General features: G+C 71.3%; 20 protein-coding genes. 7 read left to right on the forward strand and 13 right to left on the reverse strand.

All coding sequences use genetic code 11. The features are described 5' to 3' along the window. Nucleotides 1-87 precede the first annotated feature (87 nt). The 7 genes from AC07RV_RS41015 (at nucleotide 88) to AC07RV_RS41045 (ending at nucleotide 8,217) form a co-directional block, all read left to right on the forward strand. The gene (locus AC07RV_RS41015; RefSeq protein ID WP_093351772.1) at nucleotides 88-1,116 is read left to right on the forward strand and encodes a branched-chain amino acid ABC transporter permease; all 1,029 of its coding nucleotides are present in this window, start codon (nucleotides 88-90) and stop codon (nucleotides 1,114-1,116) included. Continuing rightward, complete coding sequence (locus AC07RV_RS41020) at nucleotides 1,113-3,029, forward strand: branched-chain amino acid ABC transporter ATP-binding protein/permease (RefSeq protein WP_296781390.1); 1,917 nt, start codon at nucleotides 1,113-1,115, stop codon at nucleotides 3,027-3,029. The genes AC07RV_RS41015 and AC07RV_RS41020 overlap by 4 nt, the downstream gene beginning before the upstream one ends. Then, entirely contained in the window at nucleotides 3,026-3,766 is a 741-nt protein-coding gene (locus tag AC07RV_RS41025; RefSeq protein WP_208510732.1) for an ABC transporter ATP-binding protein, read from the forward strand. Before AC07RV_RS41020 ends, AC07RV_RS41025 begins: the two co-directional genes overlap by 4 nt. Before the next feature lie 147 nt (nucleotides 3,767-3,913). Then, entirely contained in the window at nucleotides 3,914-5,977 is a 2,064-nt protein-coding gene (paaZ, locus tag AC07RV_RS41030; protein WP_296781391.1) for a phenylacetic acid degradation bifunctional protein PaaZ, read from the forward strand. Then, entirely contained in the window at nucleotides 5,977-6,735 is a 759-nt protein-coding gene (locus tag AC07RV_RS41035; protein ID WP_296781392.1) for an SDR family NAD(P)-dependent oxidoreductase, read from the forward strand. Before paaZ ends, AC07RV_RS41035 begins: the two co-directional genes overlap by 1 nt. A 43-nt stretch (nucleotides 6,736-6,778) precedes the next feature. After that, nucleotides 6,779-7,342, forward strand: a complete 564-nt coding sequence (locus tag AC07RV_RS41040) for a methyltransferase family protein (RefSeq protein WP_296781393.1) — start codon at nucleotides 6,779-6,781, stop codon at nucleotides 7,340-7,342. A 74-nt stretch (nucleotides 7,343-7,416) separates the two neighbouring features. After that, entirely contained in the window at nucleotides 7,417-8,217 is an 801-nt protein-coding gene (locus AC07RV_RS41045) for a CPBP family intramembrane glutamic endopeptidase (protein WP_093351788.1), read from the forward strand. 1 nt (nucleotide 8,218) lies between these two features. On the opposite strand, the gene AC07RV_RS41050 is transcribed toward AC07RV_RS41045, so the two are convergent. The 13 genes from AC07RV_RS41050 to AC07RV_RS41110 form a co-directional block, all read right to left on the reverse strand. Beyond that, a complete protein-coding gene (locus tag AC07RV_RS41050) occupies nucleotides 8,219-8,833 on the reverse strand; it encodes a flavin reductase family protein (RefSeq protein ID WP_296781394.1) in 615 nt (204 codons plus the stop codon). A 59-nt stretch (nucleotides 8,834-8,892) separates the two neighbouring features. Then, nucleotides 8,893-10,458, reverse strand: a complete 1,566-nt coding sequence (locus AC07RV_RS41055) for a TerC family protein (protein ID WP_296781424.1) — start codon at nucleotides 10,456-10,458, stop codon at nucleotides 8,893-8,895. Nucleotides 10,459-10,727: 269 nt separating this feature from the next. After that, nucleotides 10,728-11,357: a hypothetical protein gene (locus tag AC07RV_RS41060; protein ID WP_296781395.1), complete on the reverse strand. Its 630-nt coding sequence runs from the start codon at nucleotides 11,355-11,357 to the stop codon at nucleotides 10,728-10,730. Between the two features lie 19 nt (nucleotides 11,358-11,376). Further along, the gene (locus AC07RV_RS41065; RefSeq protein WP_296781396.1) at nucleotides 11,377-12,966 is read right to left on the reverse strand and encodes a vWA domain-containing protein; all 1,590 of its coding nucleotides are present in this window, start codon (nucleotides 12,964-12,966) and stop codon (nucleotides 11,377-11,379) included. Beyond that, nucleotides 12,963-14,228 carry a toxic anion resistance protein gene (locus AC07RV_RS41070; protein WP_296781397.1) on the reverse strand — a complete coding sequence of 422 codons (1,266 nt, stop codon included), beginning with the start codon at nucleotides 14,226-14,228 and terminating at the stop codon, nucleotides 12,963-12,965. Before AC07RV_RS41070 ends, AC07RV_RS41065 begins: the two co-directional genes overlap by 4 nt. A gap of 13 nt (nucleotides 14,229-14,241) precedes the next feature. Beyond that, nucleotides 14,242-15,366, reverse strand: a complete 1,125-nt coding sequence (locus tag AC07RV_RS41075) for a substrate-binding domain-containing protein (RefSeq protein WP_296781398.1) — start codon at nucleotides 15,364-15,366, stop codon at nucleotides 14,242-14,244. Nucleotides 15,367-15,470: 104 nt separating this feature from the next. After that, a complete protein-coding gene (locus AC07RV_RS41080; RefSeq protein WP_296781399.1) occupies nucleotides 15,471-16,946 on the reverse strand; it encodes an N-acyl-D-amino-acid deacylase family protein in 1,476 nt (491 codons plus the stop codon). After that, complete coding sequence (locus AC07RV_RS41085) at nucleotides 16,943-17,854, reverse strand: MurR/RpiR family transcriptional regulator (RefSeq protein WP_093351801.1); 912 nt, start codon at nucleotides 17,852-17,854, stop codon at nucleotides 16,943-16,945. Before AC07RV_RS41085 ends, AC07RV_RS41080 begins: the two co-directional genes overlap by 4 nt. Before the next feature lie 11 nt (nucleotides 17,855-17,865). Then, complete coding sequence (locus AC07RV_RS41090) at nucleotides 17,866-19,167, reverse strand: amino acid deaminase (RefSeq protein ID WP_296781425.1); 1,302 nt, start codon at nucleotides 19,165-19,167, stop codon at nucleotides 17,866-17,868. A 2-nt stretch (nucleotides 19,168-19,169) separates the two neighbouring features. Further along, nucleotides 19,170-20,150 carry an ABC transporter ATP-binding protein gene (locus tag AC07RV_RS41095; RefSeq protein ID WP_261209992.1) on the reverse strand — a complete coding sequence of 327 codons (981 nt, stop codon included), beginning with the start codon at nucleotides 20,148-20,150 and terminating at the stop codon, nucleotides 19,170-19,172. After that, entirely contained in the window at nucleotides 20,147-21,184 is a 1,038-nt protein-coding gene (locus tag AC07RV_RS41100) for an ABC transporter ATP-binding protein (protein ID WP_296781400.1), read from the reverse strand. Before AC07RV_RS41100 ends, AC07RV_RS41095 begins: the two co-directional genes overlap by 4 nt. Then, nucleotides 21,184-22,023 carry an ABC transporter permease gene (locus AC07RV_RS41105; RefSeq protein WP_296781401.1) on the reverse strand — a complete coding sequence of 280 codons (840 nt, stop codon included), beginning with the start codon at nucleotides 22,021-22,023 and terminating at the stop codon, nucleotides 21,184-21,186. The genes AC07RV_RS41100 and AC07RV_RS41105 overlap by 1 nt, the downstream gene beginning before the upstream one ends. 3 nt (nucleotides 22,024-22,026) lie before the next feature. Continuing rightward, nucleotides 22,027-22,968, reverse strand: a complete 942-nt coding sequence (locus AC07RV_RS41110; protein ID WP_296781402.1) for an ABC transporter permease — start codon at nucleotides 22,966-22,968, stop codon at nucleotides 22,027-22,029. Nucleotides 22,969-23,000 lie beyond the last annotated feature (32 nt).

Here is a 23,000-nt window from a genome sequence, read left to right on the forward strand (position 1 = left end):
GCGGGCCGGCGCCACCGGCCCGCGGTGTTCCTGCAAGAGGGGCACGGTTTTCTCTCGCCCCTGGTCTTCTGAAGGAAAGTTGGTCGTATGGATTTGCAGATCGCCCTGCTGCTCGGGCAGGACGGCATCGTGAACGGCGCGGTCTACGGACTGATGGCGCTCGCGTTGGTGCTGGTGTTTTCGGTCACGCGCGTGATCTTCATCCCGCAGGGCGAGTTCGTCGCCTTCGGCGCGCTGTCGATGGCCGCGCTGCAGGGCGGCCGCGCGCCGTCCACGCTGTGGCTGCTGCTGGCGCTGGCGCTGGCCGTGCTGGCGATCGAGGCCTGGCGCTGGAAGCGCGGCGCCACGGTCGACTGGCGCTCGGCGCTGACCTGGTGCGTGGCCTTCCCCGCGGTGGCCGCCGCGCTGGTGCTGGTGCTCAAGCCCACCTCGCTCGCGACGCAGGCACTCACCGTGCTGGTGCTGATCGCGCCGCTGGGCCCGCTGCTCTACCGCCTCGCCTACCGCCCGCTGGCCGATGCCAGCGTGCTGATGCTCCTGATCGTCTCGGTCGCGCTGCACGGCGTGCTGATCGGTCTCGGGCTGTTCTTCTTCGGCGCCGAGGGCTCGCGCACCAGCGCGTTCTCCGAGCTGCGCCTCGACCTCGGCGGCATTCCCGTCACCGGCCAGTCGCTGGTGGTGGTCGGCGTCACGCTGGTGCTGGTGATCGCGATGTTCTGGTTCTTCGGCCGCTCGATGATCGGCAAGGCGCTGCGCGCCACCGCCATCAACCGCGTCGGCGCACGGCTGTCGGGCATTCCCACCGAGCTCTCGGGCGACCTGAGCTTCGCGCTCGCGGCCGTCATCGGCGCGGTGTCGGGCCTGCTGATCGCGCCGATCACCACGGTCTACTACGACACCGGCTTCCTGATCGGCCTCAAGGGCTTCGTGGCCGCCATCGTCGGCGGGCTCGCGAGCTATCCGCTGGCGCTCGCGGGCGCGCTGCTGGTGGGCCTGCTCGAGGCCTTCTCCTCCTTCTGGGCCAGCGCGTACAAGGAAGTGCTGGTCTTCACTTTGATCATCCCGGTGCTGTGGTGGCGTTCGCTGCGCAGCCATCACGTGGAGGACGAGGAATGAACCCGTCTTCATCGACCCCTGTGGCTTCTTCTTCCGCCAACGCCGTGCCCGAGGGCCGCCCGCTCGTCACGCCGCGCGTGCTCACGCTGGTGTTCATCGTCGCGCTCGCGCTGGCCTGGGGCTGGCTGCCGCCCTTCACCGTCACCGTGCTCAGCAACATCGGCCTCTATGCGCTGGTGGCCGTGGGCCTGGTGCTGCTGACCGGCGTCGGCGGCATGACCTCCTTCGGCCAGGCCGCCTTCGTCGGCATGGGCGCCTATGCCACGGCCTGGATCTGCACCTCGCCGACCGCGGCCGGCTGGCTCGGCGGCCTCGCGGGTTCCGCGCTGGTGCCCTGGCTCGGCCTGCTGCTCGGGCTGGTGCTGACCTTCGCGCTGGCCTGGGCGCTCGGCGCGGTCACGCTCAAGCTCTCGGGCCACTACCTGCCGCTGTGCACCATCGCCTGGGGCCTGAGCCTGTACTTCCTGCTCGGCAACATGGAGTTCCTCGGCGGCCAGACCGGCATCACCGGCATTCCGCCGCTGGTGATCGCGGGCGTCTCGTTCGCCACCCCGCGCATGCTCGGCGTGGTGATCTGGGCCGTGCTGCTGCTCGCGCTGTGGGCCATGCACAACCTGCTCGACTCGCGCGAGGGCCGCGCCATCCGCGCGCTCAAGGGCGGCCGGCTGATGGCCGAGTCGATGGGCGTGGACACCGCGCGCCACCGCATCAAGCTGTTCGTGCTGGCCGCGCTGCTGGCCGCGATCTCGGGCTGGCTCTATGCCCACATGCAGCGCTTCGTGAACCCCACGCCGTTCAACCTCAACATCGGCATCGAGATGCTGTTCATGGCGGTGGTCGGCGGCGCGGGCCATCTCTGGGGCGCGGTGCTCGGCGCCACGCTGATCACGCTGCTGAAGGAGAAGCTGCAGGACATCCTGCCCGCGCTGCTGGGCACCAGCGGCAACTTCGAGGTGGTGGTGTTCGGCCTGCTGATGCTCTTCGTGCTGCAGCGCTTCGCCGACGGCCTGTGGCCCACGCTGGCACGGCTGTCGCGCCGCTGGGTGCGCGAACTGCCGCGCGCCGCCGGCGCCGGCCCGGCCGTCTCGAGCACCGAGCAGCTCGCGCAGCGCGCGCTGCCGGCCAGCGGCAGCCTGCTGCTGCAGGCCGACGGCGTGAGCAAGCGCTTCGGCGGGCTGGTCGCCAACAACGACATCTCGATGACCCTCAAGGCCGGCGAGGTGCATGCGCTGATCGGCCCCAACGGCGCCGGCAAGAGCACCTTCTTCAACATGATCTCGGGCGTGGACGATCCCACCACCGGCGAGGTGCGGCTGGTCGGCCAGCCGATGTCGGGCAAGCCCTCGCGCGCCTTCGCCGCGCTGGGCCTGGGCCGCACCTTCCAGCACGTGCGCCTGCTCGGCCAGCGCAGCGTGATCGAGAACGTGGCGCTCGGCGCCCACCTGCGCGCCAGGCGCGGCTGGGTGTCGGCGATGCTGCGGCTGGACCGCGCGGAGGAAGCCGCGCTGATGGCCGAGGCACGGCGCCAGATCGAGCGCTGCGGCCTCGGCGCGCATGCCGACACGCCCGCGGCCTCGCTCTCGCTGGGCCAGCAGCGCGTGGTCGAGATCGCGCGCGCGCTCGCGGGCCAGCCCTCGGTGCTGCTGCTCGACGAGCCCGCGGCCGGCCTGCGCCACCTCGAGAAGCGCGCGCTGTCCGAGCTGCTCGGCCAACTGCGCGCCGAAGGTCTCGGCATCCTGGTGGTGGAACACGACATGGAGTTCGTGATGAACCTCGCCGACCGCATCACCGTGCTCGAGTTCGGCACCGTGATCGCCACCGGCTCGCCCGCCGAAGTGCAGGCCAACCCGCGCGTGCTCGAGGCCTACCTCGGCGGCGCCGACGACGAACTGCTCGAGGACGCATCGCGATGAGCCAACCCCTGCTTCAACTCGATGGCTTCTGCGTCGCCTACCGCGAGGTGGAGGCGGTGCACAGCGTGCGGCTGCACGTGAACGAAGGCGAGATCGTCACCGTGATCGGCCCGAACGGCGCCGGCAAGACCACGCTGCTGTGCGCGGCGATGGGCCTCTTGCCTTCCACCGGCAGCCTGTCGCTGCAGGGCGAGCGCATCGCGCGCCCCGGCGTCGAGGCCATGGTGGCGCGCGGCGTGGCGCTGGTGCCCGAGCGGCGCGAGCTGTTCGGCGAGATGTCGGTGGAAGACAACCTGCTGCTCGGCGGCTTCTACCAGTGGCGCAAGGGCAAGCGCGACCAGCGCGCGCGCATGGACGAGATCTTCGAGATCTTCCCGCGCCTGAAGGAGCGCCGGCCGCAGATGGCCTCCACGCTCTCGGGCGGCGAACGCCAGATGCTGGCCATCGGCCGCGCGCTGATGGCGCGCCCGCGCCTGCTGATGCTCGACGAGCCCTCGCTGGGCCTCGCACCGCTGGTGGTGCGCGAGGTGCTGCGTGTGGTGGCGCAGCTGCGCAAGCACGGCGTGTCGGTGCTGCTGGTGGAGCAGAACGCGCGCGCCGCGCTGCAGGTGGCCGACCGCGCCTACGTGCTCGAGATGGGCGCCGTGGCGCTCGAGGGCCCGGCGCGCGAGCTGCTGCACGACCAGCGGATCATCGATACCTACCTGGGCATCGGCAAGAAGGACGACGCCCACTGACGAATGCCTCCCTCCCCCGCCGGGGGAGGGCCGGGGTGGGGCACGACGGCCTCGACCTCCGCGCAGCCTCGAGCTCCGGGGCTGCACCCATCCCGACCTTCCTCCGCAGGGAAGGCCCAACACAGAGATAGCAAAGGACCCAGCACCATGAGCACCACCCTCCAAAGCTACATCGCCGGCCGCTGGATCGGCCGCGAGGCCGCGCAGTCGCTGCGCAGCGCCGTCAACGGCCAGGCCATCGCCAGCACCCACGCCGAGGCGATCGACTTCGCCGAGGCGCTGGCCCATGCGCGCCGCGTCGGCATCCCGGCGCTGATGGCGCTCGACTTCCAGCAGCGCGCCGAACGCCTCAAGGCGCTCGCCAAGTACATCGCCGCGAACAAGGAAACGCTCTACGCCGTCTCGGCCCACACCGGCGCGACGCGCGCCGACGGCTGGGTCGACATCGAGGGCGGCGCCGGCACGCTCGCGGCCTACGCGGGCATCGGCAGCAACGAGCTGCCCTCGGGCAACCTGGTGCACGAAGGCCCGGCCTTCCCGCTGGGCAAGAAGGGCGGCTTCGCGGGCACCCACATCCTGGTGCCGCGCGGCGGCGTGGCGGTGCACATCAACGCCTTCAACTTCCCGGTCTGGGGCCTGCTCGAGAAGTTCGCGCCCAGCTTCCTCGCGGGCATGCCCTGCATCGGCAAGCCGGCCACCGCCACCAGCTACCTCACCGAGGCCGTGGTGCGACTGATCGTGCAGTCGGGCATCCTGCCCGAGGGCAGCCTGCAGTTGGTCATCGGCGGCACGGGCGACCTGCTCGACCGCCTCGAGGGCCCCGACGTCGTGACCTTCACCGGCTCGGCCGACACCGCCGCCAAGCTGCGCGTGCATCCGAACCTGGTGCGCCAGTCGATCCCGTTCAACGCCGAGGCCGACTCGCTCAACTGCGCGATCCTCGCGCCCGACGTCACGCCCGACGACGAGGAGTTCGACCTGTTCGTGAAGGAGGTGGCGCGCGAGATGACGGTGAAGGCCGGCCAGAAGTGCACCGCCATCCGCCGCGCCATCGTGCCGCGCCAGCATCTCGACGCCGTGGCCGAGCGCCTGCGCGCGCGGCTGGCCAAGACGGTGGTGGGCGATCCCTCGCGCGAGGACGTGCGCATGGGCGCGCTGGCCTCGCATGCGCAACAGGCCGACGTGGCCGAGCGCGTGGCCGAGCTGCGCAAGGGCGCCGAGCTGGTGTACGGCGGCGGCGAGGGCTTCTCGCCGGTGGGCGACGGCACGGCCGAGGGCGCCTTCTTCGCGCCTACGCTGCTGCTGAGCCGCAAGCCGCTCGAGCACGACGCGGTGCACGACATCGAGGCCTTCGGCCCGGTCAGCACGCTGATGCCCTACGAGGGCATCGACGAGGCGCTGGCGCTGGCCGCGCGCGGCCGCGGCAGCCTGGTCGGCACGCTGGTCACGCGCGATCCCGCCACCGCCGCCAAGGCGATCCCCGTGGCCGCGGCCTGGCACGGCCGGCTGCTGGTGCTCGACCGCGAGGCCGCCGCCGAATCGACCGGCCACGGCTCGCCGCTGCCGCCGCTCAAGCACGGCGGCCCGGGGCGCGCCGGCGGCGGCGAGGAGCTCGGCGGCCTGCGCGCCGTCAAGCACTACCTGCAGCGCGCCGCGCTGCAGGGCTCGCCCACCATGCTGGCGGCCGTCACCGGCGAGCACGTGCGCGGCGCCAAGGTGCGCGAGAGCGAGGTGCATCCGTTCCGCAGCCACTTCGAGGACCTCCAAATCGGCGACTCGCTGCTGACGCACCGCCGCACCGTGAGCGAGGCCGACATCGTGGCCTTCGGCGGACTGTCGGGCGACTACTTCTACATGCACTTCGACGAGATCGCGGCCAAGGAGTCGCCGTTCGGCAAGCGCATCGCGCACGGCTATTTCGTGCTGTCGGCGGCAGCGGGCCTGTTCGTCTCGCCCGCGCCGGGCCCGGTGCTGGCCAACTACGGCCTCGACACGCTGCGCTTCATCAAGCCCGTGGGCATCGGCGACACCATCCGCGCGCGCCTGACCTGCAAGCGCAAGATCGACCGCAACCGCAAGGACGCCAACGGCCAGGGCCAGGGCGTGGTGGCCTGGGACGTCGAGGTGACGAACCAGGACGGCGAGCTGGTCGCGAGCTACGACATCCTGACGCTGGTCGCGAAGAAGCCGGTGCCGGCGGCGGCGGCCTGATGTTCGACCTCGGCGGCAAGGTCGCGCTGGTCACCGGCGGCAACGGCGGCCTGGGCCTCGGCATGGCCCAGGGCCTGGCGCAGGCCGGCGCGCGCGTGGTGATCGCCGCGCGCAACCCCGAGAAATCGGCCGCCGCGGTCGAGACGCTGAAGGCGCTCGGCAGCGACAGCTTCGCCATCGCCATCGACGTCGCCGACGAGGCCTGGGTGCAGCAGGCGGTCGACGCCGTGGCCGCGCGCTGCGGCCGGCTCGACATCCTGGTCAACAACGCCGGCACCACCGTGCGCAAGCCGGTCGACCAGCTCACGCTGGACGAGTGGAACCTCGTGCTCCAGACCAACCTCACCAGCGCCTTCCTCGTGAGCCGCGCGGCGCATCCGCACATGCAGCGCGCGGGCGGCGGCAAGATCGTCAACGTCGGCTCGATGATGTCGATCTTCGGCGCCGCCTACTCGCCCGCCTATGCCGCGAGCAAGGCCGGCGTGGTGCAGCTCACCAAGTCGACCGCGCTCTCGTGGGCGGCCGACAACATCCAGGTCAACGCGATCCTGCCGGGCTGGTTCCAGACCGAGATGACCGACGGCGCGCGCGCCCAGGTCGCGGGCCTCTACGAGCGCGTGGTCGCGCGCACGGCCGCGGGCCGCTGGGGCCGGCCGGCCGACATCGCGGGCACGGCCGTGTTCCTCGCGAGCCCCGCGGCCGACTACGTGACCGGCGTGTCGATCCCGGTGGACGGCGGCTACTCGACGATGGGCTGACAAGGTGTGAGGGCGCCGCGGCCCGGCGTGTAGATTCGGGCCCATGCCTTTCGCCTGGATCCAGATCGCCCTCTTCGTCGTCGTCTCGGCCGCGCTGCTGTACGTCTCGCGCGGCGCGCTGCGCCGGCGCGGCTCGCACGGCTTCTACCGCTTCTTCGCCTGGGAGTGCATGCTGGCGCTGATCCTGCTGAACCTGCCGGTGTGGCACGTGGATCCGCTGGCGCCGCACCAGCTGCTGTCGTGGCTGCTGCTGGCGCTGTCGGCCTGGCTGCCGGTGCATGCCTGGCGCCGGCTGCAGGCCGCGGTGCGGCCCGGCGCGGCGCGCGGCGACGATCCCGCGCTGCTCGGCTTCGAGAAGACCGACTCGCTGGTCACCGACGGCGCCTTCCGCTACATCCGCCATCCGATGTACACCGCGCTGATGCTGCTGGCCTGGGGCGCCTGCCTCAAGGACATCGGCGGCCCCGGCCTCGCGCTGGCGCTCGCGGCCACCGTGCTGCTGGTGCTGACGGCGCTCAGCGACGAGCGCGAATGCATCGCGCATTTCGGCGACGCCTACCGCGCCTACATGCGCGGCACGAAGCGCTTCCTGCCCTTCGTGGTCTGACACCGCCCCCCGGTTGGGGGAGGCGCCGGGCCGGCGGCAGCGGCTAACATGCCCGCCACCTTTGCGCAGCGCCCATGCCCTCCCCGAACCGCCCGGCCTTCCCTTCTGCGACCCAGGCCGTCCTGCTGTACCTCGCCCTGTTCCTCTGCGAGCTGGTCGTGGGCGCCGCGCTGCGCGACGGCAACCGGCTGTTCGGCCTGAGCACCATGCAGATCGGCGTGCTGTCGTCCGTGCTGGGCAACGGGCTGGTGTTCGCGGTCGTGATGCAGCAGCAGAAGCTCGGCTGGCGCGCGCTGTTCCATCCCTCGAATGCCTCGATGCGCGCCACCTTGATGCTGGTGGTGCCGCCCACGCTGCTGCTGGTGCCGGCGCTGATGCTGGCGATCACCTGCGCGATCAACCTGCTGACGCTGGCGCTGCCGCTGTCGGCCTGGGAGGAGGCGATGTTCAGCCGCATGGCCGACGGCAGCGTGGCGGCGGTGCTGGCGGTCTGCGTGATGGCGCCGCTGCTCGAGGAGATGCTGTTCCGCGGCATCGTGCTGCGCGGCTTCCTGCAGCGCTACGGGCGCGGGCAGGCGATCTTCATGTCGGCGCTGCTGTTCGGTGCGGCCCACATGAACATCTACCAGTTCGTGGTCGGCGTGGCGATGGGCGCGGTGCTGGGCTGGCTCTACGAGCGCACGCGCTCGCTGATCCCGTGCATCGCGCTGCACGCGGCCTACAACAGCGCCACGCTGCTGGTGGCCGGCTGGCTCGAGGACGCCTCGCCGGCCGGGGTGCTGAGCTTCGTGCTGCTGGCCGGCGCGGCCGCGCTGTGCGGCGGGGTGGTGCTGCGGCAGCTGCTGGTGGCGTCGGGCCGGACCAGCGACGGCTGATTCAGCGCCCGGCCAGCGGCAGTGGCTTCGCGTCCACCGCCTCGCCGTCGACGATGAAGTGCCCGCCGGCCACGTGGTGCAGCGTGCGCAGTTCGTCGTGGCCCTCGAAGTGCCAGCGGCCGTTCGAGAACACGCGCGCATCGGCCTGGGCCGCGATCACCTCGCCGAGGAACAGGTCGTAGCGCTGCTGGATCGGCGGCTCGGGCAGCAGCCGGCATTCGAGCCAGGCCGCGCAGCCCTCGAGCAGGGGCGCCCCGGTGGCGCTGCCCGCGAAGCTCTGCAGCCCGTAGGCCTCGAACTTGTCGCGGCCGTCGCGCTCGACCATCTCGCGGCCCGAGCTGCTGCCCAGCGCCTCGGTCAGATCGAGCTGCGCGCGCACCGGCACCTGCAGCGCGAAGCTGCCCGCGCCCTCGAGCAGCACGCGGGTCCAGGTGCTCTTGTCGAGCACCACCGCCACCTTGGGCGGATCGAAGTCCAGCGGCATGGCCCAGGCCGCCGCCATGATGTTGCGCCGGCCCGCATGGGCCGCGCTCACCAGCACCGTGGGGCCGTGGTTGAGCAGGCGGTAGGCCTTGGCGAGGGGAACGGGCTGGCGGTGTGAAGCGTTGGAGGTCATGCGCGGAGCGGATCGGAGAGCGGAAGGCACCAGCCTATCAAAGCGGCGCCCCGCGCGCTTCAGGCCTCGGGCAACGCCACGGGCACGCGCCGCACCGCCACCTCGCGGATGCGCTGCGCATCCACGCCGGTGACGACGAATTCCCAGCCGTCGTGCACCCAGGTCGCCTCGGCCGCGGGCAGGCCGCCGAAGCGATCGAGCAGCAGCCCCGCCACCGAGGTGTAGCTGTCGTCCTCGCTCGCCAGGCCGTCGGTCTGCAGCGCCTGCTCGAGCAGGTGCGGGTCGGCGCTGCCGGCCACGGTCCAGGCCTCGGGGCCGGTCTGCTGGATCTCGAGCGCCTCGTCCTCGTCGGGGAACTCGCCCGCGATCGCCTCCAGCACGTCGATCGGCGTGACCACGCCCGTCAGGGTGCCGTGCTCGTCGGCCACCAGCGCGAGCTGGCCGCGCGCGCCGCGCAGGGTGTCGATCAGGCGGATCACGCGCGTCGACTCGGCCACGTAGATCGGCGCGCGCAGGCCATGGCCCTCGTCGATGCGGCCATGGCGCAGCAGCTGGCCCAGCAGGTCCTTGGCGCGCGCCACGCCCACCACCTGGTCGAGCGAGCCGCGGCACACCGGGAAGATGCCGTGCGGCGTGTCGAGCAGCTGCTCGCGCAGCGCCTCGGGATCGTCGTCGAGGTCGACCCAGGAGACGTCGGCGCGCGGCGTCATCACCGAGCGCACGTTGCGCTCGGCCAGCGAGAGCACGCCGCTGACCATGTTGCGTTCCTCGATGCCGAAGGCGGGTTCGTCCGCGGGCGCATCGGCATCGGCCGCATCGCTGCCCGCGGGCACCGGTTCGCCGCGCGTGCGGCCGCCGAGCAGGCGGATCACCGATTCGGCCGTGCGCTCGCGCAGCGGCCGGCGCGCCTCGTGGCGCAGCGCATTGCGGCGCACCCACTGGTTGAGCGCCTCGATCAGCACCGAGAAGCCGATCGCGCCGTAGAGGTAGCCCTTGGGAATGTGGAAGCCCAGGCCCTCGGCCACCAGGCTCAGGCCGATCATCAGCAGGAAGCTCAGGCACAGCACCACCACCGTGGGATGGGCGTTGACGAAGCGCGTCAGCGGCTTCGAGGCCCACAGCATGATCGCGATCGAGATGATCACCGCGGCCATCATCACCGGCAGGTGGTCGACCATGCCGACGGCCGTGATCACCGCGTCGAGCGAGAACACGGCATCGAGCACCACGATCTGCGCCACCACCACGCCGAAGCTCGCATAGGCCGCGCTGCCGGTCACGGCATGGCTCACGCCCTCGATGCGCTCGTGCAGCTCGGCCGTGGCCTTGAACAGCAGGAACAGGCCGCCGAACAGCAGGATCAGGTCGCGCCCCGAGAAGCCCTGGCCGAACAGGCTGAATAGCGGCGTGGTCAGCGTCACCAGCCACGAGACGATGGACAGCAGCCCCAGGCGCATCAAGAGCGCCAGGCTCAGGCCGATGAGCCGCGCGCGGTCGCGCTGGTGCGGCGGCAGCTTCTCCGCGAGGATCGCGATGAAGATCAGGTTGTCGATGCCCAGCACGATCTCGAGCACGACGAGCGTGAGGAGACCGATCCAGACGGCGGGGTCGGACAGCAGTTCAATCATGGAAGGTGGCGCGCGAGCGCGTGCGGCCCGGCATGGCGCGAACCATGGCGGGCGATGAGGGGGAAATCGGGAGGAAAGAAGCGGCCGAGGGACGCGGCGGAGGCCGTGTCAGGGGCGGGGACAGCACGCGCGGAAAGCGGCGGCGAAGAAGCGGGAGGCTGGCGCAGGCCAGCAACGGACTGGGAGGCTCGGAGGAGGAAGTCACCCGCGCAGTCTATCGAAGCCCTCGCGCGGCCCCACGTTTGCAAGGGCTTTGCCGGCGCGGCTCAGCCTTCGAGGAAATCGGGCTGCCTGAACTTCTTCTCGAGGAACTGGCCGTTGGCCACCAGCGCCGCGGCATCGCTCGCGGCCAGGTTGGCGACCACCTCGCGCAACTTGGCATCGAGCAGGCCCAGCTGCTCGCCGAGCAGCTGGCGCGCGGTCTTGCCGTCCTTCAGCGGCTGCGTGACGCGAAAGGCCGGCGGCAGCGCCACGTAGTTGGCCAGGGTCTCGGGCAGGTAGCGCAGCACGGTCTCGCGCACGGTGAACAGGTCGTCGCCGCCGGTGCCGGCATCCATCAGTTGCGGCAGCACCTCGACCACCAGGCCGCGCACGCTCTCGAGGCTGTGCCGCATGTCCTCCGTGAGGTGCGGCGAGGCGCGCGCGACCACCTGCTCGAGCCGCCGCAGCGTCTCCTCCAGGCTCAGGCTGTCCTCGATGCGGCGCTCGAGTTCGGGCGCGCGCCGGCCCAGCAGCCAGCCGCCGATGTAGAGGCCGGCGGTGATGGCGAGCCAGCCGCGGTCGATGACGCCCGCGAACAGCAGCGCCGGACCGGCCAGCGCGAGCGCGCAGCTGAGGATGTTGCCGTTGCCGTAGAGGAACAGCAGCGCGCGCAGCTTCAGCGAATGCCGCGCCACGTCGGACCTTTGCGCGAGCTCACTGGTAGCCCCGGATTTCCTTGAACACCTGCGCCAGCACCAGCCGGCGGCCGTCGAACTCGCGCCCGCCCGAGGACTTCGCGAGCTGGTGCATCTCGGCCGCGTTGCCCTCGCCGAACAGGATCGGGAAGATGCGCGCCGGCAGCCCGTTCGCATAGCGCGCCTGGAACTCCTCGGGATTCAGGCCCGCGTTGTTCTGGCCGTCGGTCAGCAGCACGATGCTCACGAAGCGATCGGGATCGCTGCGCTGCTCCTCGCGCGCGAGGTCCTCGGCCACGGCCAGCGCCGAATAGATGGCGGTGCCGCCATCGGCCTTCATCGCGTCGGCCTGGCGGCGCAGCTCCTCGCGCGCGGCGCCGATGCGCTCGGGCTCGAAGCGCACCCACACCGGTTCCGACACGCGCGTGGCGAACGGAATCAGCACCACGCGTTCGCGGCTCTGGAACGCGCTGTAGCGCACGCTCGCCGCGGCGCCGGCCTCGGCGCCCGACAGCCGCTTGAGCGCCTCGCGCATGGCTTCCAGGCGCTGCCCCTGCATCGAGCCGCTGAGGTCGAGCACGAAGATCGAGGTGGAGGGCTTGCGCCAGCGCGCCTGGTAGGTGCCGAGCACGGCATCGATCACCTCGAGCCGGTTCGGAAAGGACAGCTCCGACACCGCCGCCGTGGGCAGCGCGCTCGCGGCCTGCACCTCGGGATTGGCCGGGCGCAGGAAGGCGGCCGACAGCGCGTCGCGCTGGAACGCGGCCCCCTTCCAGGCCGCCACCAGCCGGTTGTAGGGCTCGCGCCGGGCCTCGTCGAGCAGCATCAGCGGATAGTCGGCCGAGATCATGCCGTCACGCGGATAGATCGGCAGCAATCGGTCGGCCGCGGGCAGCCGCTCGTTGAGGCGCAGGATCACGGCCTCGTAGTTGACCATCGCATCGATGGCCGCGGGATCGGCCAGGTAGGCATCGGCCAGCCAGCCCGAGCTGCCCGCCGTGAGCTTCTGGCCCGAGAGGAAGGCCTTGAGCGTCTTCTCGTCCACGTCCTGCGCCGTCAGGTCCTCGGTCTTGCCCGCGAGCGCCGAGGCGACCGCGAACAGCGCGCTCATGCCGGTGTTGGAGCTGGTCGCGTTGGTCATGCCGTAGCGCAGCTGGCCCGTGCTGGCGGCGCGCGCGATGTCGGCCCAGCCGGGCGCGCGCTTGTCCCAGCCCAGCCGCGCGGCCTTGGCGGCCTTCACGCCGAGCGCGATGCGCGAATAGAAGAGCTTCTCGCGCGCCACCGCCGGTTTGGCGAGCGCCAGCGCGGGATAGGCGCCGTTGGGCGGCAGGATCGCATCGAAGCGCTCGCCGGCGTTCACGCGCTCCACGATGTCGAGCGTGCCCGCGTACGACAGCTGCAGCTCCACCCCGGCGGCGCGCGCGGCCTCGACCAGCGGCGCCTCGAGGTCCTTGAGCTCGGAGCCCGCGAGAACGGTGAAGGCGGCCGATGGCGCAGTGGCCTGCGGCGCGGCGGCGGTGGGTGTCTCCTCGCGGCCGCAGCCGGCCAGCCCGAGGGCCAGCGCCAGCAGCGCGCCGAGCGCGAAGCGCCGCGCCGGCGCCAGGCTCACAGCACGACCCCGCCGCCCGCCGACGGTTCTCGCAGCGCGGCGGCCGAGGTCTCGCGGCGCGCGCGGTCGAGGTAGCCGCGGCTGCGCGCCACCTCGTCGCTCAGCGTATCGACCGTGGTCTGCATCGAGTCGAGCGCCTTGAGCTTGAAGTCGGCGATCGCGTCCATGGTCTGGTAGATGTTCGCGAAGGCCTGCTGCAGCTTGGCGATCTCGATCGTGCCCGAGGCCGCCTGCTGGTGGATCTGGCCGGTCTGCTCGCGCAGCAGCTCGCTGGTGGTGGCGATCAGGTTGCCGGTGGTGGCATTGAGCGCGCCGATCTGGTCGAGCACCAGCTTCTGGTTGGCCAGCGCCTGCGCCACGATCACCGCGGTGCGCAGCGCCGACACCGTGGTGGTGGTGGCGCGGTCCACGCCCTTGGTCAGCTCGAGGTTGTTCTTGCGGATCATGTCGAGCGCCAGGTAGCCCTGGATGTTGACCGCGAGCTGCGTCAACAGGTCGGTGACCTTCTGGCGCGCGTAGAACAGCATCTCCTCGCGCACCACGCGCGCCTTCTCGGGATCGGTGGCGTCGAACTCGCGCGCCTTGGCATCGAGGCGCGCGTCGAGCGCCTTGCCGATGTGCACGTACTTCTCGAGCCGCTCCATCAGCGTCCAGAGGTTGACCTTCTCCTGCTCGATGGCCGCGTTGTCGCGCAGCAGCTCGTCCTTGCCGCGCTTGAGCGATTCGATGATGGCGTTGAGGTGCGACTGCGAGGACTGGTAGCGCTCGAAGTACGCGACCAGCTTGTTGCCCAGCGGGATCAGGCCCAGCAGCTTGCGCGCCGAGAACAGGTCGCCCTGCTTCGAGGGATCGAGGTCCTCGACCTGGTGGCGCAGGTCGATCAGCGACTGGCCGATCTGCGAGCCCTGGCCGAACAGGCCGTTGCGCAGCGAGCCCACCGGGCGTTCGAGCATGCGGTTGGAGACCGAGGCCGAGGCCTCGATCTCCTTGCTGCCCATCGAGTGGATGCGTGCCACCGCCTCCTTGAACTGCGGATGCTGGCTGTCGTGCGCCGTGATGTCGTCGATGAAGCGATCGACCTGCGCATCGAGCTCGCCGACCTCCTCGGGCTTGAGCCGCACCCGCCCGCTGGCGGATTCGACCGGCACCGGGGCGACGGGCGCCGGCGGCTCGAGCACGAAGGACTGCGGCGGCTGCAGCACGTCGGGCGCGGCAACGGCGACCGCCGTGGCGGGAGAGGACTCGGGACGGGAAGTGTTCATGGGTTCCTCGGGTTCACTTGAAGCGGCCTTCGATGGCGGTGGTCATGCGTTCGAGCCATTCGAAGCTGGGCGGGTCGATCACGTCGACCAGCACGTCGGGCACCTTGACGCCGCGGCCGGCCCAGTTCTCGGGCCCCTTGGCATCGCCACCGGTGCGAAAGCCGTACTCGTGCGCGAGCTCGCGCAGCTTGGGATCGTTCTCCAGCGCCGCGCCCAGGCGCGCGCCGCCCGGCGTGTAAGGCACCAGCACATGCTTCGAATAGACCGTGGGCCGCGGATAGAGCAGCACCATGTCGCCGCGCAGCCGGTCGGGATGCTTGAGCCAGAACTCCACCAGCTGCGATTCGTAGGCCACCAGCAGCGGCGCCTTGCCCATGCCGAGCGCGAGGTAGTCCTCGAACGGGCCGGCCGAGGACTGTTCCTGGAAGCCCTGGCGCAGGAACAGCGGCGCCACCGTCGGCAGCACGCGGTCCACGTCCTGCTGGCTCTGCACGATCTGCTGGCCGTTCGCGAGGTAGCTCGCCAGCGCCAGGTACATCGCCGCCGAATTGGAGGTGCGCACGTCGGTCGAATTGATCAGCAGCGACTTGCTGGTGGAGAACGCGGCGCTGGCCTTGAGCTCCTTCCAGCGCGTGCCCTTCTCGATCATCGCCATCAGCTTCGGCAGGTCGACCACGTAGTAGAAGTCGCCCTGCTTCTCGGCCACGCCGTTGGCGATCAGGATCTCGGCGATCGGCCGCCAGCTCGCGAGCACGATCGGCGTGTAGAAGGGGTTGTAGACATTGGGCGCCTTCGCGAGCTCCTTGAGCCGCTGCGCGGCCGGCGCGCCCGAGGGAAAACCGAAGTCGAACTTGCCGGCGTCGTAGCGCTCGGCGATGGTGCGCGAGCCGGCCTTCTCCACCGTGACCGTGATGCCCTGCGCGGCCAGCGCCTGCTTGACGCGCTCGTCGGCGAAGAACGATTCCTTCTCGGAACCGATCAGCCCGCGCAGCGCCACATGGCGCGCCTGCTCGATCCGCGCGGCGTTGCCGGCCGTCGTGTCGTCGCGCACGCGCTGGTTCGAATACCAGACGCCGCCCGCGACCGCGGCCAGCAGGACCACGGCCAGCGCCGGCGCGATCAGTTTGCGGATTTCCAACGGTGTTGCTCCTCGGCCCCTTCATCGGGGTTCGAGGAACATCCTAGCCACGCAATATGACGGTTCGTGACAGTCCGATGACAGCCGCGGGGCGGCCGCCGCGCTCAGGTCCCGCGCGTCAGCATGCGCCCCGCGCGCGCCAGCACGCGCGCCTCGTCCACGGTCGCGCCGCCGCGGTAAGCGAGCACGCCGTTGACGAACACGCGCTCGATGCCCAGGCTCAGCCCCTTGGGCCGGTCGTAGGTGGCGGTGTCGGCGATGGTCTCGGGATCGAACACCACCACGTCGGCCATGTGGCCCGCGCGCAGCAGGCCGCGCTCGGCGATGCGCAGGTTGCGCGCGCTCATGCCGGTCATCTTGTGCACCGCCTGCTCGAGCGTGAACAGCCGGCGCTGGCGCCAGTAGCGCGCGAACACGCGCGGGAACGCGCCCCACAGCCGCGGATGCGGATGGCGGTCGTGCGGCAGGCCGTCGCTGCCGATCATGGTCAGCGGATGCGCGATCACGCGCTCCACGTCCTCTTCCTGCATCTGGAAGTAGCAGGCACCGCCGGGCTTCAGCCGCAGGCAGGCCTCCTGCTCGCTCACGCCCCATTCGCGCGCGATGTCCGACACCAGCCGGCCGGTCATCTCGGGATGCGGGTCGGACCAGGTCAGCAGCACGTCGATCACGCCGTCGACCAGGTCCTCGCGCAGCACGGTGGAACCGGCGACGTAGGGATAGACGTCCATCGCGATCTTCTGACGCTGCGCGAGCGACTCGATCAGCGGCAGCGTCTCTTTCGTGCGGCCCCAGTTCGCGGGCCCGGCGCACTTGTGGTGCGAGATCACCAGCGGCACGCCGGCGGCGAAGGCCGAGTCGCCGGCCTCGTGCAGCGCCTCGACGATCTGCTGCATCTCGCTGCGCAGGTGGGTGGCGTAGACGCCGCCGTGGCGCGCCACCACGCGCGCGAGCGCGGTCACCTCCTCGGCGGGCGCGGCGAAGGCTTCTTCATAGAACAGGCCCGAGGACATGCCGTGCGCGCCCTCTTCCATGCAGGCCTCGAGCAGCGCCGCCATGCGCGCGAGCTCGTCGGCGCTGGCGGGCCGGTCGAGCGCCTCCATGGCCGCGAAGCGCAGGGTGGTGTGGCCCACCAGCGCGGCCACGTTGAGCGCGGGCTGCGTGGCGTCGACCGCGGCGCGGTACTCGGCCATGCTCGCGTGGCGGAACGAGTCGGCGCCCAGCAGCGTGAGCGGTGGCTTCGACTGCGGCGTGCGGTAGGGCGCGAGCGAGATGCCGCAGTTGCCCGTGACCACGGTGGTGATGCCCTGCGACACCTTGGGCAGGCACAGCGGGTCGCGCAGCACGATCGCGTCGTCGTGGGTGTGGGCGTCGATGAAGCCCGGCGCGATCACCTTGGCGCGGCAGTCGACGACCTCGACATCGGCCAGCTCGAGGCCCTCGGGCAGGCGCGCGCGCAGGCCCTCGCCGAGCGCGAGGATGCGGTCGCCGCGCAGCAGCACGTCGCCGGGCCACGAGGGGCCGCCCGAGCCGTCGACCACGAGGCCGGCCTCGAGCAGCACGGCTTGGGGAGCGCTCACGACCGGTGTCCTTTCTCGTTGATGCCGCCGCCGTCCCAGCTCTGCAGCGGGTGCGTGGTGGCGTCGATGCCGTGGCGCTGGAAGGCTTCGCGCGCGCGCTGCAGGCGCTGCACCGCCGGCTCGCCGCGCCGTTGCGCGACCAGCACCGTGAGGATCTCGATCGCCGTGAGGTGCGTCAGGTAGGCATCGATGCCCACGTGCATCACGGCGTCGTCGGGCACCGAGAGCCCGAGCAGGAAATCGGCCTTGGCCGCGAGCGCGGTGCCGGGCCGCGTGAGCGCGACCACCTTGGCGCCCTGGCCGCGCGCGATGTCGACCGCGTCGAGCAGCGAGGGCATGCCGCCCACGTGCGAGATCGCGATCACCACGCCGCCGGGGCGCTGCGCGGCGCCGGCCACCTGCTGCAGGTGGTAGTCGGCCCAGGCATTGGCCGACAGGCCGAGCCGGAACAGCCGCGCCTGCAGGTCGTTGGCCATGAACCACGAGGTGGCGCCGGCGCCGTAGAGGTCGACGTGCGGCGCGGCCGCGATGGCCGAGACGGCGCCGTCGAGCACCTGCATGTCGAGCTGGCCGCGCACGCCCGAGACCGAGGCGGCCGCGCTGCGCGCGATCTTCGACACCACCTCGTCGGCGGCGTCCTCGATGTTGACGCGGCGGTGCAGCGGCGAGCCGCCGAGCGCGAGCTCCTGCGCCAGCGCGAGCTTGAACTCGCGCAGGCCCGCGAAGCCGAGGTCGCGGCAGGTGCGCATGATGGTCGGCACCGAGCTGCCGGAGCGCTCGGCCAGCGATTCGAAGCTCTCCTCGAGCACCCGGTCGGGGTCCTCGAGGATCAGGTCGAGGATCGCGCGCCGCGTGGCGGGCGCGCCCTCGCGGGTCTGCGCGATCTTCTGGAGCAGCGAGGGAGTCATCGGCCGCGCGGTCAGAAGTGCATCGCCACCGCGTCGCTCACGCGGTAGTCGTTCTCGACCACGGGCATCCAGTGCCACTTGTCGAAGGTGGTGCAGGGGTGCGAGATGCCCAGGCCCACGCGGTCGCCGACGGCCGTCGCGCGCGCCTCCTCGTCGGCCTCCCAGCGCAGGTAGGCATGCTGGTCGTTGAGCGCCGTGATCTTCCAGCCGGCGGGCACGGCCTCGGGCGCCAGCGCGCCGCGCGCCGCGCGCGCGATCGGCACCGGCAGCGAGAGGTCGAAGGAGATGTCGCGCTTGCCCACGGCCAGGATCGCGAGGCCGGGCTCGGGCCGCGACTGCACCGTGGCCCAGACCTCCATCGCGGGCACCAGGCTCTCGCCGCAATCGCAGCCCAGGCGCTCGTCGACCGCGCTGACCATGCGCTTGTAGAAGCCATGGTCGTGCGTGACGTAGCAGCCCGAGCGCAGCAGGCCGCGCACCGGCGACGCCAGCGCGGGCTTGAGTCGCCCGGCCACGAGGTCGAAGATGGCCGAGCCGCCGGCCGAGACCAGCACCTCGTCGGTCTCGAACAGCTGCTGCGTGTCGCAATGGCGCGCCACCGCTTCCACGCGGTCCATCAGGGTCGCGGCATAGGCCGCGTCGGGCTCGCTGGCGCCGGTGGCGCCCTGCCCTTCGTAGGTCTCGATGCCCACCAGCCGCACCGCGTCGCTCGCGCGCAGCCGCGTGGCCAGCGCCACCGCCTCCTCGTGCGTGCGGCAGCCGGTGCGCGCGCCCGCGACGCCGATCTCGAGCATGACCTCGAAAGGAACGCTGTTCGGGTGGCGGCGCGCCCAGTCCTCGATCAGCGCGAGCTGCGCCAGCGAATCGACCAGGAACACGATGCGCAGGCCCGCATGGTCGCGCAGCAGCAGCTGGATGCCGGCCAGGTCCTCGTCGCTCACCACCTGGTTGGCGATCAGGGTGCGGCGCGCGCCGGCGGCCACGCCCACCGCGAGCTGGGTCACGGTGGCGAAGGTCAGGCCCCAGGCACCGGCATCGAGCTGGCGCTGGAACAGCTGCGGCGACATGGTGGTCTTGCCGTGCGGCGCGAGGTCGATGCCCCATTCGCGCACGCGCGCCTGCATCCAGGCCAGGTTGTGCTCGAGCGCCTCGCGCTTGAGCACGGCCAGCGGCAGCGGCAGGTCGCCCGCGAGCACGTTCCAGCCCGCGGCGCCGATCTCGCTGCGCCGGCGCGGCGCCTGGGTGCGCGGATAGCCCTTGAAGCTGCTGCCCAGCAGCGGGTCGTCGAAGGAGGGAGCGGCGGTGTCGGTCATGGTCATGCGGCGATGGGGGAAAGCAGGTCCTTGCGGATGCAGGCGCTGTAGTGTCCGCTCGAAACCTGCTCGAGCGGCGGCACGGTCCGCGCGCAGGCCTCGATGGCATGCGGGCAGCGCGTGCGGAACACGCAGCCCGAGGGCGGCGAGATCGGACTGGGGATGTCGCCCTTGAGGGCGATGCGCTCGGTGGCGAGCTCGGGATCGGGCTTCGGGCTCGCGGCCAGCAGCGCCTGGGTGTAGGGATGCGAGGGGCGCGCGAAGAGTTCGTCGGTTTCCGCGACCTCCATCACCTTGCCCAGGTACAGCACCACCACGCGGTCGCACAGGTACTCGACCACGTCGAGGTCGTGCGAGATGAACAGCATGGTCAGGCCCAGGCGCTCGCGCAGGTCGGCCAGCAGGTTGATGACCTGCGACTGGATCGACACGTCGAGCGCCGACAGCGGCTCGTCGGCCACGATGAACTCGGGCTCCACCGCGAGCGCGCGCGCCACGCCGATGCGCTGGCGCTGGCCGCCCGAGAACTCGTGCGGGAAGCGGCTCGCATGCTCGGCGCGCAGGCCCACGGTCTCGAGCAGCTCGGCGATGCGCCTGTCGCGCGCGGCCGCGCCCTTGTGCAGGCCGTGCGTGGCCAGCGCCTCGCCGAGGATCGCGCCGATGCGCATCTTCGGGTTCAGGCTCGCGTACGGGTCCTGGAAGATGATCTGCAGCTTGCTGCGCAGCTTGCGCATGCGCTCGCCCGACAGCGCGCCGATGTCGTCGCCGCGGTAGAGCACCTGGCCCTCGGTGCGCTCGAGCAGGCGCAGCACGGTGCGGCCGATGGTGCTCTTGCCCGAGCCCGATTCGCCGACCAGGCCCAGCGTCTCGCCGGGCTGGATCGCGAACGACACGTCGTCGACCGCGCGCACCGGGCGCTCGCCGCTGCCGAAATACTTCTTGAGTCCGCGGACTTCGATCAGGGGGGAAACGACGGCGTTCATGCGAGCCTCGCGAAGTGGGCGTCGGGCTGCACGCGGGTGCAGCGGGCCTGGCGGTCCAGGCGGATGTCGATCAGCGGCGGCATCGCCGTGGCGCAACCGGCCTGCGCATGGTCGCAGCGCGGCTCGAAGGCACAGCCCGGCGGCGGCGCCAGCGGGCTCGACACCTGGCCGCGGATCGCGAACAGGCGCTTGGGCTTGGGCTGCCCCGGCTGGCGCGCCTTGCCCGGCAGGCAGGCCAGCAGGCCCTGGGTGTAGGGATGCTCGGGCTGCGCGAACAGCGGTCGCACCGGCGCGCTCTCGACCACGCGGCCCGCGTACATCACGACCACGTCGTCGGCATGGTGCGCGACCACGCCGAGGTTGTGCGTGATGAACAGGATGCTCATGCCGGTCTCGGCCTGCAGCCGGCGCATCAGCACCAGGATCTGCGCCTGGATGGTCACGTCGAGCGCGGTGGTGGGCTCGTCGGCGATCAGCAGCGTCGGGTCGCAGGCCATGGCCAGCGCGATCATCACGCGCTGGCGCATGCCGCCCGAGAGCTGGTGCGGGTACTCGTGGAGGCGCTGCGCCGCGGCCGGGATCTCGACCAGGTCGAGCATGCGCTTCGCATGGGCCAGCGCCGCCTGGCGATCGAGCCCCTTGTGCAGCCGCACGCTCTCGGCGATCTGCTCGCCGATGGTGAACACCGGGTTCAGGCTGGTCATCGGCTCCTGGAAGATCATCGAGAGCTGGTTGCCGCGCAATGCGCGCATCTCGCGCTCGGGCAGGGTCAGCAGGTCGACCGTCTTGCCCTCGCGCGTGACGAAGCGCGCGCCGCCGCTGACCTGGGCGTTGGCGGTCTTGGGCAAGAGGCGCATCAGCGTGAGGCTGGTGACCGACTTGCCCGAGCCCGACTCGCCGACCAGCGCGGTGGTCTTGCCGGGCTGGATCGCGAAGCTCACGTCGGCCACCGAGCGGATCAGGCCGTCCTCGGTGGGGAAGCTGGTGCTCAGGCTGTCGACCACGAGGCGCGGGGAGGATGTGGCGGTCGTCATCACGCGGTCTTCTTGAGCTTGGGGTCGAGCAGGTCGCGCACGCCGTCGCCGAGCAGCTGCAACGACAGCGCCGTGAGGATGATCGCGAGCCCCGGGAACAGCACCACCCAGAAGGCCTGGTGCGCGTACTGCTGGCTGCCCGCGACCATGGTGCCCCAGGTCGGGATCTCGGGCGGCACGCCGACGCCGAGGAAGGACAGCCCCGCCTCGGCCAGGATCGCGTAGGCGAAGATGAACGAGACCTGCACCAGGATCGGCGACATCAGGTTCGGCAGGATGTGGCGCCACAGGATGCGCGAGGTGCGCACGCCGAGCGCGCGCACGGCCTCGACGAACAGCAGCTCGCGCACCACCAGCGTGGAGGCCCGCACCACCCGCGCCACGCGCGGCGTGTAGACCAGCACCAGCGCCAGCACCGTGTTCATCAGCGAGGGCCCGAGGATCGCCACCAGCGCGATCGCCAGCAGGATGTCGGGGAAGGACATCATCGCGTCGACCACGCGCATCAGCGGCGCGTCGAGCCGGCGGAAGAAGCCTGCCATCAGGCCCAGCACGGTGCCGGCGACGACGGCACCGAGCGCGGTGAGCGCCGCGATCGCCAGCGAGTAGCGCGCGCCGTGCACGATGCGCGAGTAGAGGTCGCGGCCCAGCTCGTCGGTGCCCAGCAGGTGCTCGGCGCTCGGCGCCTTCAGGCGCTGCAGCACGGCCGTGTCGTTGGGATCGATGGAGGCGAACAGCGGCGCGCCGATGGCGAGGATGGCGATCGCCAGCAGCACCAGCGCGGACAGCATCACGATGCGGCGGTGCATCAGTTGGCGCAGCATTCTTGGCATTTGCATGGCTCAGACCTTCACGCGCGGATCGACCACCGCATACAGCAGGTCGATAGCGAAATTGATGAGCACGTAGATCGCGGCGATCACCAGCAGCGCGCCCTGGATCACCGGGTAGTCGCGCCGCAGCACCGCGCTCACCACGAGGTTGCCCACGCCCGGCAGGCCGAACACGGTCTCGGTGATGACGGCGCCGCCGATCATCAGCGCCACCGTCAGGCCGATCACCGTGACGATCGGCACCAGCGCGTTGCGCAGCGCATGCTTGAGCACCACCACCGTCTCGCTCAGGCCCTTGGAGCGCGCGGTGCGCACGTAGTCCTCGCCGAGCACGTCGAGCATCGAGGCACGCGTGAAGCGGATGATGAGCGCGGAGTTCAGGAGGCCCAGCACCGCGGCCGGCAGCACCAGCGAATGCAGCCGCTCGGCCAGCGCCGCGTCGGGCGCGCCGTAGCCCGAGACCGGGAACCAGCCGAACGAGACCGCGAAGATCTGGATCAGCACGATGCCGAGCCAGAAGCTCGGGATGCTCGCGCCCAGCATCGCGATGCCGGTAAAGAGCTGGTCGACCGCGCGGCCGCGGAACACGGCCGAGACGATGCCGCAGGGCACGCCGATCAGCGCGGCGATGGCCACCGCCATCAGCGCGAGCAGCGCGGTGGGCTCGGCGCGCTCCCACAGCGCCTGCGTGACCGGGCGCTGCAGGAAGATCGAGGTGCCGAGGTTGCCCTGCAGCACCTCGCGCAGCCAGTAGCCGAACTGCACGGGCAGCGGCTTGTCGAGGCCGTATTCCTTCTGCACGCGCGCGATGTCGGCCGCGGTGGCCTGGTCGCCCAGCAGCACCGAGACCGGGTCGCCCGAGGCGGCGCGCGTGAGCACGAACACCAGCACCGCCACCAGGGCGAGCACGATGAGCATGCCGGTGGCGCGGGATGCGATGTAGCGGATCATGGGGTAATCGTTATGGGCTGCCGGGTTCGGCA

Source organism: Variovorax sp. GW821-FHT09B01 (genome assembly GCF_059418345.1).